The organism is Xenorhabdus koppenhoeferi, assembly GCF_900116635.1.
GTDB lineage: Bacteria > Pseudomonadota > Gammaproteobacteria > Enterobacterales > Enterobacteriaceae > Xenorhabdus > Xenorhabdus koppenhoeferi.
Genome location: NZ_FPBJ01000001.1, coordinates 45,445 through 58,945 on the forward strand (window position 1 = coordinate 45,445; position 13,501 = coordinate 58,945).

Annotated in this window: 14 protein-coding genes and 3 pseudogenes; 2 read left to right on the forward strand and 15 right to left on the reverse strand. The window is 41.8% G+C overall.

Features of this window, described 5'->3' with window-relative positions; genetic code table 11:
• Nucleotides 1-33: 33 nt before the first annotated feature.
• Nucleotides 34-279: a helix-turn-helix domain-containing protein gene (locus BM329_RS15155; protein WP_143101192.1), complete on the forward strand. Its 246-nt coding sequence runs from the start codon at nt 34-36 to the stop codon at nt 277-279.
• 85 nt (nt 280-364) lie between these two features.
• Here the strand turns inward: BM329_RS15155 and BM329_RS00195 are convergent, their stop codons facing one another.
• Genes BM329_RS00195 through BM329_RS00220 form a run of 6 tightly spaced genes read right to left on the reverse strand, consistent with a single transcriptional unit; the run spans nt 365 to nt 5,836 of the window.
• Complete coding sequence (locus BM329_RS00195; protein ID WP_092547242.1) at nt 365-1,480, reverse strand: pyridoxal-phosphate-dependent aminotransferase family protein; 1,116 nt, start codon at nt 1,478-1,480, stop codon at nt 365-367.
• A complete protein-coding gene (locus BM329_RS00200) occupies nt 1,477-3,015 on the reverse strand; it encodes an FAD/NAD(P)-binding protein (RefSeq protein WP_092547244.1) in 1,539 nt (512 codons plus the stop codon). Before BM329_RS00200 ends, BM329_RS00195 begins: the two co-directional genes overlap by 4 nt.
• Nucleotides 3,016-3,038: 23 nt before the next feature.
• Nucleotides 3,039-4,505 carry a CoA-transferase gene (locus tag BM329_RS00205; RefSeq protein ID WP_143101186.1) on the reverse strand — a complete coding sequence of 489 codons (1,467 nt, stop codon included), beginning with the start codon at nt 4,503-4,505 and terminating at the stop codon, nt 3,039-3,041.
• Nucleotides 4,498-4,893 carry a cupin domain-containing protein gene (locus tag BM329_RS00210; RefSeq protein WP_092547248.1) on the reverse strand — a complete coding sequence of 132 codons (396 nt, stop codon included), beginning with the start codon at nt 4,891-4,893 and terminating at the stop codon, nt 4,498-4,500. Before BM329_RS00210 ends, BM329_RS00205 begins: the two co-directional genes overlap by 8 nt.
• A 26-nt stretch (nt 4,894-4,919) precedes the next feature.
• Entirely contained in the window at nt 4,920-5,303 is a 384-nt protein-coding gene (locus BM329_RS00215; protein WP_092547250.1) for a tautomerase family protein, read from the reverse strand.
• Nucleotides 5,304-5,308: 5 nt separating this feature from the next.
• A complete protein-coding gene (locus BM329_RS00220) occupies nt 5,309-5,836 on the reverse strand; it encodes an HPP family protein (protein ID WP_092547252.1) in 528 nt (175 codons plus the stop codon).
• Between the two features lie 145 nt (nt 5,837-5,981).
• Here BM329_RS00220 and BM329_RS00225 point away from each other — a divergent pair, with 145 nt between their 5' ends.
• Nucleotides 5,982-6,581 carry a TetR/AcrR family transcriptional regulator gene (locus BM329_RS00225; protein ID WP_092547254.1) on the forward strand — a complete coding sequence of 200 codons (600 nt, stop codon included), beginning with the start codon at nt 5,982-5,984 and terminating at the stop codon, nt 6,579-6,581.
• Between the two features lie 228 nt (nt 6,582-6,809).
• On the opposite strand, the pseudogene BM329_RS14910 reads toward BM329_RS00225, so the two are convergent.
• The 9 genes and pseudogenes from BM329_RS14910 to truD all read right to left on the reverse strand — a co-directional run.
• A pseudogene (locus BM329_RS14910) lies at nt 6,810-7,205 on the reverse strand (transposase); the annotation flags it as partial.
• A 153-nt stretch (nt 7,206-7,358) separates the two neighbouring features.
• Nucleotides 7,359-7,880, reverse strand: a pseudogene (locus BM329_RS15160) (hypothetical protein); the annotation flags it as partial.
• A 355-nt stretch (nt 7,881-8,235) separates the two neighbouring features.
• Nucleotides 8,236-8,364: pseudogene (locus tag BM329_RS14270) on the reverse strand (IS3 family transposase); the annotation flags it as partial.
• The gene (locus BM329_RS14605; RefSeq protein WP_177216150.1) at nt 8,351-8,491 is read right to left on the reverse strand and encodes a hypothetical protein; all 141 of its coding nucleotides are present in this window, start codon (nt 8,489-8,491) and stop codon (nt 8,351-8,353) included. The pseudogene BM329_RS14270 and the gene BM329_RS14605, both read right to left, overlap by 14 nt.
• 94 nt (nt 8,492-8,585) lie before the next feature.
• Nucleotides 8,586-9,581 (reverse strand): RNA polymerase sigma factor RpoS, encoded by a 996-nt coding sequence (gene rpoS / locus BM329_RS00235; protein WP_092547258.1) that lies wholly within the window; start codon nt 9,579-9,581, stop codon nt 8,586-8,588.
• 53 nt (nt 9,582-9,634) lie between these two features.
• Nucleotides 9,635-10,705, reverse strand: coding sequence for a murein hydrolase activator NlpD (nlpD, locus tag BM329_RS00240; RefSeq protein WP_092547260.1), 1,071 nt, complete (start codon nt 10,703-10,705; stop codon nt 9,635-9,637).
• A gap of 152 nt (nt 10,706-10,857) precedes the next feature.
• A complete protein-coding gene (locus BM329_RS00245) occupies nt 10,858-11,484 on the reverse strand; it encodes a protein-L-isoaspartate(D-aspartate) O-methyltransferase (protein ID WP_092547262.1) in 627 nt (208 codons plus the stop codon).
• The gene (gene surE, locus BM329_RS00250; protein WP_092547264.1) at nt 11,478-12,242 is read right to left on the reverse strand and encodes a 5'/3'-nucleotidase SurE; all 765 of its coding nucleotides are present in this window, start codon (nt 12,240-12,242) and stop codon (nt 11,478-11,480) included. The genes BM329_RS00245 and surE overlap by 7 nt, the downstream gene beginning before the upstream one ends.
• Before the next feature lie 209 nt (nt 12,243-12,451).
• The gene (gene truD, locus BM329_RS00255; RefSeq protein ID WP_092547267.1) at nt 12,452-13,501 is read right to left on the reverse strand and encodes a tRNA pseudouridine(13) synthase TruD; all 1,050 of its coding nucleotides are present in this window, start codon (nt 13,499-13,501) and stop codon (nt 12,452-12,454) included.

Sequence of the window (13,501 nt, forward strand, 5' to 3'; positions counted from 1 at the left end):
TACTGACTCAACTTGAATTTCATCAAATGATGAATTTCAGAAGTCGGCTGCACTAAACGTGATTATGCTCAGTACTCATGTGCACCAAAGTGTCCGAATTTATTAAAGCACAACACTAAACTTTCCAATAAGCAACAGAAAGAATTATGCCGGATGCACGGCACGGGTGATTATTCGATCGGTGATTTGGCCGAGCTTTTTTCAGTATCCAGGCCCACAGTTTACCGAACGTTGGTACGCAATAGAGTATTTAATGGAAACTCAACAACCGCTGACTAAAGTCGCGGTTGTTGAGTACCTTCGCGATAAGTACTACTACTTTCTACGGTGATGTAGCTAGTTCAGTGAAAGCTTACCCAACATCTCAAGAATGGAGGACTGAATTCATCGCATAAAGTAATTGCTCCACATTCTCCGGTACTGCCCCATTACCCATCAACCCCACACGCCAAACTTTCCCAGCTAAATCACCGATGCCTCCGCCAATTTCGATTTGATAATCATCCATTAGTTGCTTACGAAACGCTAAATCATCCACCCAGCCAGGAATTATAATTGTAGTAAGTTGAGGTAACTGGTAGCTTTCATCGACTAACAGTTTCAAATTTAATGCATCCAATCCGGTTACTAACAACTCATGACATTGCCTATGCCGTTTTATCAGCTCCTCTTTTCCTTCATTTAAGGCATTAAACAAACCTTGATGTAAACCATAAAGAGCGTTGATTGGAGCAGTATGATGATAAGCTCGAGAAGATACATCCCAGTAGCGGTTGATCATAGATAAATCCAAAAACCAGCTCGGAATCGGAGATTTTCTTTGCTGAAGCTTATTCACTGCACGCTGATTTAGGCTGATCGGTGCCAGACCTGGCGGGCAGGATAGGCACTTTTGGGCTCCCGAGAAAATGGCGTCAATACCCCATTCATCGACCTTAACTTCGACACCTCCCAACGAGGTAACCGCATCTACAATCGTCAAAGCTCCAAATTCATGAGCAACGGCACACAGTGCTTTTGCATCATTGAGCACTCCTGTAGAAGTTTCACCGTGTACAAAACAAACCACTTTGACATCTGGATGTTGTTCCAGAGTTGTACGCAGGACACTAGGTTCAATAGGTTTTCCCCACACAGCGCTCACTTCAATCACATTACCTCCCACTTTCCGAGAGTTTTCTGCGATACGTTTTCCAAAAGCACCGTTGATACAGACTATGACTTTTTCGGTTGGTTCAATTAGATTAGATACACAAGCCTCCATCCCAGCAGAACCAGGTCCCGATAACGGGATAGTTAGGGAATTATCCGTTTGAAATAGCTGCTGTAACATCCGCTTGATTTCATTCATAAGTACAAAACACTGCCTATCAAGATGGCCGATAGTCGGTTGTGATGTAGCAGCTAGAACTGACTCATGTACTGGCGATGGGCCTGGCCCTAATAACAGAGTGGGTTGAGGAATAAAGGAAAGACTCATGCTAACTCCTGAAAGCCGGTTTGTGACTCGGAACGATCACGCTGAATAATAAATTTCTCAATACTGGCGGCGCATGCATGGGCATGTCGGATAATGATATCTAAAGCACTTGTAAACAAAAAACGACCACTGGTCAGTTCACCGATAGCAAAAATATTTGTGCTCATTTCACCTTCTTTGCAAAATAAGCCGTAATTGTTCTTACAGACATCAATACCACCGAACTTGTTTTCTACACTAATGCCACTACCAATCAGATTGCGAATTAATTGCGAGTCAATTTGATCGAGATATTTAGGGCTACCTACGGCATAAATGACCTTATCAGTCGGGACACTAACATTATTACAATGCACCGCTAATTGATTGTTTTTTAATCCTACAGAGGAGGGACCCGTCACAAACTTCAGTTGTCCTGAGCGAAGGTAACTCAGTATTTTTTCAGCATTTTCGACCGGGATAGATACTCTCATCGACATTGCAGATGAAAGATATCGTTTAACAAACAATTCTTGGTCTTCAGCACATAAACGATCCCACATCTGATCAATGCTGGCATTAGTATCATATAGAATGGCCTGCCAACCTCTATTTCTTTTAGCCAGACCCAGTTCCTTTACCAAGAATTCTTCCAAATTATCAATCGGATTGGTTGGTAGAGGCAAATCTTCAAAATAATCTTCGCCGGATTGCATTTGGTAGTGTTCTCGTTCTTGCTGATACAAACAGCCTAAAGTATAAAAATCAAGTTTTGGGTAATGTTTGGCAATATAATCTGGTGTTAAGTAGACATTCTTATATCGTCCTTGTATTCCCCGCACGCAAGGGAAATAACCACTACGGGAATAAATTGTTATCGGACCAATGTGACCATTCTCAATGAGACCGATGGTAGCATCAATCGCGCTGAGTCTAGCTCCTATAATTGCTACGCTCTCATCAGTACTGATCTTTTGGTTCAAGTATTGAGTAGGATAGGGTGTACTAATTATGTTAGGACTGTATGGAGGTAACATACTAGATCGCTGCTGTGTTCCACAAGCCAACACTACTTTGTCGGCCACGATAGAAATACCGTTTTTAGTTATAACATTTACTTTATTTTTTTCTAATTGCTCGATCTCAATGGCTTCATCACGAATTACTTTGATTCTAACGCCTCTGTGTTGGCAAGAGGAACAAATGTAAGCAAAAGCATCCTTCATATACATACCGAACAGTGGACGAGGAACATAGGTATCCCGAGTTATTTTTAAATCAGGGAAATTTAGTTTCCATTTATATTCATTACATTCTAACCAATTATAAAAATCACCAGGATGATCTTTGAAAATTGTGATATAACCCGCTTTCGTATTTAGAATATTCGAACTTAAATCACTGATATAAGCATTACCAGGCCCAATCTCGCTAGATTTTTCCAAAATAGTAAGTGACAATTCATTAAATTTTTCTTGTAAGTTTCTTTTCAACAGGGCATCCATAAAAGATATGCACGAAGCCCCACCGCCAATAATAACGATGTTAGTTTTCACTTTCTAATATCCTAATTTTCTATCTATTGCCGAATTTTTTGTGAAATCTTAATGGAAAATGGTATTGCTTGAAGGACGTCGTTAATAGAAATCCCTTCTGTCAACTCCTCCAGAACAAATTCACCTTTATGTAAAGAAAATACGGCTCGTTCGGTAATAATTCTGATGTCTTTATCCCAAAAATCAGAATGGTTAGTGGCAACAGTTATTTGCTGAACCCGTTCGACAAACTTCGGTATTTTCCCTTCACTACGAATGCATATATTGTGTCCTTGCATTTCTAATTGTAAGCCCTTAGTTGTAAATGTGCCGCAAAAGACGAGCTTCTTGGCTGAGCTGACAATATTAATAAAACCTCCCGCACCGGTGAACTTTTCTCCAAAAGCACTGGCATTAATATTTCCATATTGATCAATTTCGGCAAACCCTAGGAACGCGACATCAATTCCTCCGCCATTATAATAACTAAAGAGATCAGATTGCTGAACAATACTACTGAAATCTGAAACCTCTCCGAAAGCTATACCTTCTTTTGGCCTACCATTTATCACCCCTGATTCCACAGATGTATAAATCTGATCATTCCGGTTGGTCAGCCTTCTCCCAATCAACGCAGGAATTCCAATCCCAAAATTTAGAAACGCGCCAGGTTGAATCGGCTCTGTACATGCTCGGTTCACTATAAGTGTTTTTTCCAGAGACAGTACAGGCATCTGTTCGGTAGTTATATTTTGAGCAGCTCCGTAGCTAGGGTAGTGGTGATCATTGGTTTCAATGATGAAATCCACCAAATGCCCAGGAATATCAACCTGCTCAGCAGGTAAAGAATGTACAATATTCTCAACCTGAACTGCCACTCGCCCTCCGCAATTACGAGTCGCCATAGCCTGCCAGAATGCATCATGTAGAGCAGCTTCTCCTGACATCGAAATGTTACCGTGCTCATCTGCCAAAGTTCCCCGCAACAACGCGAAATCTGCACCCGGGCTGGGATAATACAACAGTTCTTTGTTGCGGACGGTAACAACCTCAACTAGGGAAGCAGTATCCTTTGTTAGCCCCCCACCTTCATGGCGCGGATCAACAAAGGTATGCAATCCTACTCGGCTAAAGTGACCATCCAAGCCTGAGGCGATATCGCGGAACAGGTGGCTAATTGCTCCCATTGGCCAATTGTGAGCTTCAATCTCTCCTTTCCGGCCAAGCTTGGTCAGTGCTGGACAGAATCCCCAGAAGCCACCTATAGCGCGTTTCACTAGAGCGGGATGAGCAAGTTTATCCAATCCGTTTCCCTGTTTATCACCTGCACCAGACGCAAAAAGTAACGTTAGTCCTGTTGGTTGTCGTTCACGGAAAAATCGCTCAGATAAGGCCTGAGTTAGTAGATCTGGGTGCCCACAACACCCAAATCCCCCAGGAATCACAACCGAGTCATTTGTGATCATCTCAGCCACAGCTTTTGCTGTAATCCGTCTCATTTTATCACTCACTTAACTGCTTAACCGGTTGGTAACGAGAGGCCAGTATCACACAACCGTTTTTGGATGCCATGCTATGGCAAGTGCCGGGCGCCCGGACGATTAATGAGCCAGATGTAAAAGTTTGCCCGTTCTCAATATAGTCGCCTTGCAGAACCAAAACACTTTCGAATCCCATATGGACATGACCAGGAACATATGCGCCAGCCTCATAACGCAGAAAAGCCATATCTGGTCCCTTGGGATTATTGATTGTTTCATCAAACAGCACCGCGATATCAACGCCTTCCCGAAGGCCGCGTTGATATGGTCGAAATTCTAATTCCGCAGGTAAGTTGATATCACCAACACCTAATTTCAAAACCACATCCCTTGATTCGGGTGGAACAACGAACTCCATCTATATAACTCCTTATTGCTATAGACTTAATGATTTCTTGTATATTGACTCAGGCCATTGTAGCCCCAGTTACGCGCATCTAATTCAAATATGGAGATGTAATTGGGCTGTTGTGATCCTCGTCCTCCCAGTACTTCACTAAGAAACTGATAAGTTGCGAGTAACCACTGCGCTTTTTGCTCCTCTGTATTAGTTCCTTTAGTAATGTAAATGACTAAATCAAAAACAGATGATTCATTTATATAAGCTGCATTCACGAAACACTGACTTCTATTTTGATAAATATGTATCCGAGTAACTTTGGGGTCTTTTCCGAGTAATACCTGAGTCAAAGATGTTAATTCTGTAACTACTTTCTTTACCTCTTCTTCAGGCAATTGTGTATTAAGCGTAAGATCTAGTTTAGGCATAATTACTATTTCTTCCCGCGACTTAATCCATGCCAATAAATCGGCCAATTGCCTTCTTCTCCGTAGTTATTAACAACAGATGCGATCACAACCAAAACGACACTACCAATCAGTACTGGCATAAATAAATAATCAAAACCTACAGTACCTTGCCCAGCGAGAATGATAACTAACGGGTTGGCACCAGCGGGCGGATGTACCACACGGAGGCATTGCATCAACATGATGGCTACACCAACAGCCAATGACATCACGATAATGGAATCGCCAAAACCATATAAGGCAGTCAAACCCACGGCTGAGGTCACGAGATGACCAACAATAACATTGCGTGGTTGTGCCAATGGTGAAGCAGGTGCCGCGAATAGAATCACGCAGGTAGCACCAAAAGGAGCCATCAGCCAAGGAACTTCAGTTAGTTGGCTAAGAACACCAAGAATTAAAATACCGAAAAAACCGCCGACTAATCCTTTCATTAGTTGGATAAATTTCGGTCTTGGCGGAAGTGCTCCACCGCCTCGTAGTTTCTTCATCTTTACATTTCCTTAAAAAGGTCACGGAAATACCATTAAGTACTGTGCTATAATTGAATGTACAGATCTGTACATTACAAAAAATGATACACATCTGCTCACATAGAGGCAACATTTAATTTATAAAATTTAATAAGAGATCGTGATGAGTAAGAGAGAACACATTCTGGACACAGCTGAAGCTTTGTTTAGTGAGTTTGGATATACATCTGTTGGGGTTGATTTGATCCGAGACAAGGCACAAGTGTCCAAAACATCAATGTATCGATATTTTGGTTCAAAAAACAAACTGATAGAAGCAGTTCTCGTTAGGAGACATCAGTTTTTTGAAAAAGGACTGACTGAGGCAGTTTCCTCTGCATCTAATACCGAGAGTCGATTGAATGCCATTTTGGACTGGCACTTTTCTTGGTTTAGATCTGCGGATTTTAAAGGATGCATGTTCATGCATGCTTTGGCAGAATTTAAGGGTTTTGATGAAAAACTCACGCAGCAAGCGTTACGACATAAAGCTTGGTTCGAATCACTGCTACTCTCAGTATTTGAACCAGAGCAATCAGGAGTAAATACTAAGACCAAAGCTATCATAACCTTTCTAGAAGGTATGATTGTCAGAGCGGAATTCGGGGAGGTCGTAGGATATGAGGAAATTTATCGATTAGGCGTAAAAACCCTTGCTTTTACCGATTTTTCAGGAAGCAAAGAATGTAACCATTCACCGGCAGAGCAAACGAGTCTAGATTAAACGGCATATATGGACGCCGACTCAATTCAAGTGGATGAATAAATTTTTCTGACAACGTAGTCGCAAACATATATTCGGCTTCAATGAATCCTGATGAAAATCCGCACTCTCTGGCCTCATCATGACAATAATCTCGTTAGACTAAGCCGTTTACCAGGTTCACAGAAAGTCGGTACTACCTGTCAGTACATCAACTTATGGACTTCATATTGGGAATAGCATAAAAATCTATGGTTCCCCTCTTTTTTGCAACACTAATTTTTGATAAATTTTTGGCTTGCTTAAATCTATCCGGGCAAGTTTATTAGCCAATGCACAGGCCACGATATTAGTGTACTGGCGGGGAACCAAACCCATCGAGGCCGCAAAATCCCGGCTGCAAGAATATTGTTTTCCATCACCCGGTTGTGAGGAAAGCACACTCGCCGTGATGGGACCAATACCGGGGATCGTCATCAGCCGATGTCCGGTATCATCCTGAATGATTTCCTGTGACAGTGCGGTCTCAATCTCGGTGATTCGCCCAACCAGATAGTGATAATGCGCCTGTAACCTTAGTAATATTTGCACCAAATAAGGTGGAAGAGGATGTTCGGCCAAAATAATTTCTGCTTTACTGACCAACTTATCTGTTATCCCTGTAGTCTTCAGACTCACGGTTTCGCCTTTTAGCATCAAAATAGCATTAGCTATTGCTGCAACACAGCGTCCGAACCGATAAGAGGTAGTAAGGCTCCGTCCCGTACAGACGCATTCCAGAGCGTCATTAGCACCACGCCAACGATTTATCATCTGATGGGTGTCACCAACAAAAATCCGTTTGCACTGGCACTTATCCAGCAAGGCTTTAGTCACAAGGTTAGCATCCTGTGCTTCATCAAAAAGAATGATATCGAACCATGTATCAAGTGGCGGTGCTACCAACTGAAAATACTTTATATAGAAATCCGGTGGAGCCGGGAACTGGCTTTTGGGATCTGCCTGTAACTCAAAAATCAGTCTCGCTTTTTCTAAGGCATCTTTTCTCAGATTTTCAGAGTGTTTTTTACCGCTACTCGCATTCTCAGTTAGAACATGCTGAATCTGTAACGTGTAGTCTGCTGATCTGTAGTAATTATTGAGTGTTTCGATTATGAGGAATTGCAATTGAATTGAAGTGATATTTAGCAATCGCGCAACATCAAACTCATTGAAATTAAACTTTATTTTTAATTTCAAGTTCTTCAGAAAACGATAAGCCAGCGCATGAGTGGTGATCACTTTAGTATTTGATGGAAAATGCACAAGCTGACTTAACACAAGCTCAAAAGGCTCAATTGAGGAATGCTATTCAATATATGAAATAAAAACACCGCCTTCGGGCGGTTAACCTCTCCATAACGAGGATATTTTATGGAAAAGAACCCTAATATCGTGAATGAGTTAAAGGCTATATAAACTTCTAATTGGAGTATTGCACAAATGCAGAACAATATAGATAAAGAGATAGCTCTGGTTCAGTCTGATTTTAAAAAATTCATTCAGAGACATAATCCAGAATTAGCCATATTTTGGGATTGGAAAAAAACAGATACTTAAAAGATAAGGTAGATGCAGAAGTTGATAAATTAAACATATCAAATACAGGCAATTACACGAATTCAGGTACAGGTGTCTAGTCCTGATATACGTTGACACTATTTTTACTTAACGCCTGATAATGGACTTCATCGGGCGTTTTATATTTTAGCGCTAAGTGCGGCCGATATCGATTATAAATCTCTATCGATTCACTCACCATTTTGGGCTAAATCCTCCGCTAATTCCTTGTTGAGATAACCTTTGTTATCAAGACAAAATTGCATCCATTGTGGGATAAAAAAACGGCAAAAATCATCGACATCACAGAAGATTTCAACTAAGTTGTTCATGGCCTGTTCCCCCTCGGAGCGGTTTTTGGTGGGCACCAAAACATGGCTCCGGGAACAGGCCTCTCGTCAACTTCTTATCCAGAATTCGGGTTAATTAAGTACGGAATAATGATTCTAAATTCAGGCCTTGGGTGTGCAATATATCTCTAAGGCGACGCAACCCTTCAACTTGAATTTGACGAACTCTCTCCCTTGTTAATCCTATTTCTCGCCCAACATCTTCTAATGTTTCTGCTTCGTACCCAAGTAAACCGAAACGACGTGCCAAAACTTCACGCTGTTTTGCGTTCAGTTCAAACAACCATTTCACGATGCTCCTTTTCATATCATCATCTTGAATGGTTGTTTCAGGCCCTGAGTCGTTTTCATCAGATAAAATATCTAATAATGCTTTATCTGAATCGCCATTAATTGGTGTATCGACAGAAGTAATGCGTTCGTTAAGCCGCATCATACGACTTACATCTTCAACTGGTTTATCCAGTTTTTCCGCAATTTCTTCAACACTGGGTTCATGATCCAATTTGTGTGCCAGTTCTCTTGCAGTACGTAAATAGACATTTAATTCTTTGACTATGTGAATAGGGAGACGAATTGTACGGGTTTGATTCATGATGGCACGTTCAATAGTTTGACGTATCCACCATGTCGCATAAGTGGAAAAACGAAATCCCCTTTCAGGATCAAATTTTTCTACCGCACGAATAAGCCCAAGGTTCCCTTCTTCAATCAGATCTAGCAGAGCTAATCCACGATTACTATATCGACGGGATATTTTGACGACCAAACGTAAATTACTTTCAATCATACGCTGGCGCGCCGCAATATCTCCACGCAGTGCTCTTCTAGAGAAAAAAACCTCTTCCTCTGCTGTCAGCAGAGGGGAAAAACCTATCTCTCCGAGATAAAGTTGGGTTGCATCAAGAACTCTTTGGTTTACACTTTGCAACAAATCCAAATCTTCATCAAGATTGGTAACATCATCCCCATCTTTCAGCAACGCTTCATCAAAGTCATCGGCTTCCATGCCACTTTCGTCTAAATCCGCATCATCATACAACTTATTAACTTTAAGCGTACTTTGGCTCATCAGCTGCTCCTACCCATGATAATACGGGCAGGAATTTCAGATCCTGCCCTGGTTTATCGCTGCGAAAGATAACGCAGCGGGTTTACGGATTTTCCCTTGTAGCGAATTTCAAAATGTAATCTCACGGAACTTGTTCCGGTACTACCCATGGTGGCAATTTTTTGCCCCGCCTGGACATCCTGCTGCTCACGTACCAACATAGTGTCGTTGTGAGCATAGGCACTCAGGTAGTCATCGTTATGTTTTATAATTATTAAATTTCCATATCCGCGTAATACATTCCCAGCATAAACTACTTTCCCACTGGCAGTTGAAAATACGGACTGGCCACGGCTTCCCGCAATATCAATGCCTTTATTTCCTCCCTGAGAATCAGAGAAGCCTTCAAGAATCTTTCCTTCCGCAGGCCATCTCCAGCTACTACTAATAGTGCCAAGATTGTCAGCACCATTTATACCCGTATTAGTTACTGTAGGTGCTTTTGATTTGGCACTGTCGCTATCAGCAATAGTTGCTCTTGGCAACATTTTTTTGGCACTAGGTCTATCAATGTTTGCAGGATACGCATTAATTTTTTGAAAATCAACCTGCTTAATTTCAGATTGGGTACTATTTGATGCTATTAATACACCATTCTTGGAGTTTACATTATCCATTCTCAGGACTTGACCAACATTTAAACTATAAGGCTCTGAAATATTGTTTTTGAGAGACAAATCACGATAATCATGGCCCGTAATCCAGGCTATGTAAAATAGTGTATCGCCATGTTTGACTGTATAGGTATTTCCGCTATAGCTGCCTTTCGGGATGTTTTCGTAGTTACGACTATAGGTAATTCTTCCTTGATGTGAACTCACAATAGTAGCAGGATTCACTGTCTGGCGGTTTTCTACAGCACGATTATCTGGCGTACTATTTTTTGAAATGATTGCAGGAGAAGACGGCATAGGAGTCGAAATTGATGACGGTCTGGAGGATATTCCTCCGTTTTTTTCCTTATTATCAATATTCACTATCGGAGCCGGACGATTTGGTGTATTGCTACAACCAACCAATATACTCCCTATAAATATATTGATGATTATCCACTTTATTTTTTTCATTGGGTTTCCTGAATTCATACCTTATTCCCCCACAAAGGCAAATATAAGTACTAATAATGATGATTTATAAAGAAATTTAGAATTACAAAAGATTTAAAGCGAGATATTTTGCTCAACTTCAAACAAAACGACAGCCAATTTTAAAATTACGCCTCAAATAAATCAGCTAATTATGCTAGCTCGCCTTGAATTAGAGGTACAAAACGGACAGATTCGATAACTTCGCTATGAAAATCATTTCCATAACGATGCACCACTTTCAATGACTGAGAGCTCTCGCCAACAGGTAAAACCATGACACCACCATCAGCAAGCTGATGAAGCAAAGCTTGTGGAATTTCTGGTGGTGCCGCTGTAACAATTATGGCATCGAATGGGCCTTTTGATGGCCATCCATTCCAACCATCGCTGTGACGAGTTGAGATATTGTGCAGGTCGAGTTGCTTCAACCTCCGCTTTGCCTGCCATTGCAATCCCTTGATACGCTCCACGGAGAAAACATGTTTGGCCAGATGAGCAAGTATCGCTGTCTGATAGCCAGACCCTGTCCCAATTTCCAGCACATTGGATTCAGACGTTAAATTCAGCAATTCTGTCATGCGGGCAACAATATAAGGCTGAGATATAGTTTGCCCATGTCCAATGGGCAATGCTGTATTCTCATAGGCTTTGTGTGCAAGAGCTTCATCAACAAAACATTCCCGAGGAACGCTGGCCATTATTTCCAGCAAGTGCTCGTCATGTATACCTTGCTGGCGTAATTGAACCAGCAAATTTTTCACTGCCCGGCTCAGCATTCCCCAATATCCCCGACCTTTGCCAACCAATCGTTTATCAGTTCATATGCTTTGTAAGCCGTCAAATCCACCTGTAAAGGAGTAATAGATACAAATCCTTCTTCTACCGCAGCAAAATCTGTTTCAGGCCCTGCATCATTTTTTTCACCCGGAGGACCTATCCAATAGAGCATATTGCCTTTGGGATCTTGTAAAGTATGGACTTCTTCCGCAGCACAGCGGCTGCCGCATCGCGTTACCCGAAAGCCTTTGATTTGTTCAAACGGAATATCAGGCACATTGATATTCAAAATATTGCCCGCTCTCAATGGGAATTGTTGCAACAAAGTCAATAATTTTACTGTCACCTCTGCTGCGGTTTCATAATGTCTGTCACCATTTAGTGATACCGCGAGTGCGGGTAACCCTAAATGACGACCTTCCATCGCAGCCGCAACTGTGCCGGAATAAATCACATCATCACCAAGATTAGGGCCACAGTTGATCCCTGAAACGACGATATCAGGGCGGGGACGAACTAATTTATTTACACCCAAATAGACACAATCAGTCGGTGTACCTTCCTGGACAGAAATATCACCGTTATTCAGTGTATTAATACGCAAGGAACGATCCAGTGTTAAAGAATTAGACGCACCGCTACGGTTACGATCAGGTGCAACCACCTGAACATGATAGTATTTACGTAATGTTGCCGCTAAAGTTTGAATTCCCGGAGCGGTGACACCATCATCGTTACTCAGCAATATCCGCAACATTGAATTATCTCGTTGATTTTATTAAATAAAACATAAATTGATACTGTTACTTACCTTATATATTGTCCAAATTATTTAGTATATCTGCGTTCAGACAATCATTCAGACAATATTAAATCTGTTGAAAAATCGTCTGATGTTAGCATGATGCTATCAGTTTTGTAGAGCGCTTTGCTTTCAGCTTCACTGTGGCTATGCACCACAAGGTATTACTCCGCAATATCGGCAACGTTATTTTGATCCTGATTGATCAATTCCCTGACAACACTGGTTGCAAAGCTACCGGATGGCAGTGAAAAATGGAGAGTAACAGTGTGTTCATCCAACCATTCCCACTTCAGGTTTTGTGGTTTTACCAGAATTGCCCTGCGGGTACTCTCTACACGTTCACGTTTAACCAGCGCCCAAAATGACTCATAGCCCAATAAACACTGCTGTTCAAAACCCAGACCCTGATCCTGTGTTCCCAACTCCTTGTCACCCGGTAAAGGTGCAGTTATTTGTAATTCTCCATCCATAACCCGCTGCTGTAATACTGCCGATTCAGGCTCATCAGCCACAAACCAGCTACCACGTCCGGTTAGTTGCAAAGCGTCACCATTTTTTACCTGTCGGTGTTCATCCAATTCGATACGTGTACTGGCAATGGCATTAAACATAGCGCTGCGGCAGGCAGAGAGGTAAAAACTACGCCAATTACGTTCTTTGACCTGAATTTCATTAGCAGCCCAGCGCTGAGCCTGTACGAGATTTTGTCCATCACGTCCAAAACGCTGCTCGCCAAAATAATTTGGAACACCACCCTGTGATATTTGCTGCAAACGTTTTTCCACAGATTGCCGGTCTGAAATTGCTCTTAACACCAGAGTAAAATCATTACCTTTCAATGCGCCAATCCGTAATTTTCGTTTCTGGCGGGAAGTAGCCAGTACTTCACAACCTTCAAGCTGGAATGCAGTTAAATCCGGATCTTGTTTTCCCGGTAAGTGCAGACAGAACCACTGTTCTGTAACCGCATTGCGATCTTTTAATCCTGCATAACTCACAGAACGAGCCGGGATTTTTGCAAAGCGGGCAAGGTGATCAGCTACAAACTGGGTGTTACATCCCGTCTTGCGGATATGTACCATCAAGTGTTCACCTTCTCCATCAGGAGAAAATCCCAGATCTTCACGAACAATAAAATCTTCTGGTGAGGCCTTGACAACACCAGTCGCTTGCGGTTGGCCATAAAGCCAATGTAATTCACTTAATATCAT

What these genes read in the sequence shown, in the direction of transcription:
- BM329_RS00245 (WP_092547262.1), bottom strand. Translation starts at nt 11,484, where the DNA reads ATGCTGAGCCGGGCAGTGAAAAATTTGCTGGTTCAATTACGCCAGCAA.
- BM329_RS00220 (WP_092547252.1), bottom strand. Translation starts at nt 5,836, where the DNA reads ATGAAGAAACTACGAGGCGGTGGAGCACTTCCGCCAAGACCGAAATTT.
- BM329_RS14605 (WP_177216150.1), bottom strand. Translation starts at nt 8,491, where the DNA reads ATGAACAACTTAGTTGAAATCTTCTGTGATGTCGATGATTTTTGCCGT.
- rpoS (WP_092547258.1), bottom strand. Translation starts at nt 9,581, where the DNA reads ATGAGCCAAAGTACGCTTAAAGTTAATAAGTTGTATGATGATGCGGAT.
- BM329_RS00225 (WP_092547254.1), top strand. Translation starts at nt 5,982, where the DNA reads ATGAGTAAGAGAGAACACATTCTGGACACAGCTGAAGCTTTGTTTAGT.
- BM329_RS00215 (WP_092547250.1), bottom strand. Translation starts at nt 5,303, where the DNA reads ATGCCTAAACTAGATCTTACGCTTAATACACAATTGCCTGAAGAAGAG.
- surE (WP_092547264.1), bottom strand. Translation starts at nt 12,242, where the DNA reads ATGTTGCGGATATTGCTGAGTAACGATGATGGTGTCACCGCTCCGGGA.
- nlpD (WP_092547260.1), bottom strand. Translation starts at nt 10,705, where the DNA reads ATGAATTCAGGAAACCCAATGAAAAAAATAAAGTGGATAATCATCAAT.
- BM329_RS00195 (WP_092547242.1), bottom strand. Translation starts at nt 1,480, where the DNA reads ATGAGTCTTTCCTTTATTCCTCAACCCACTCTGTTATTAGGGCCAGGC.
- BM329_RS00210 (WP_092547248.1), bottom strand. Translation starts at nt 4,893, where the DNA reads ATGGAGTTCGTTGTTCCACCCGAATCAAGGGATGTGGTTTTGAAATTA.
- truD (WP_092547267.1), bottom strand. Translation starts at nt 13,501, where the DNA reads ATGATATTAAGTGAATTACATTGGCTTTATGGCCAACCGCAAGCGACT.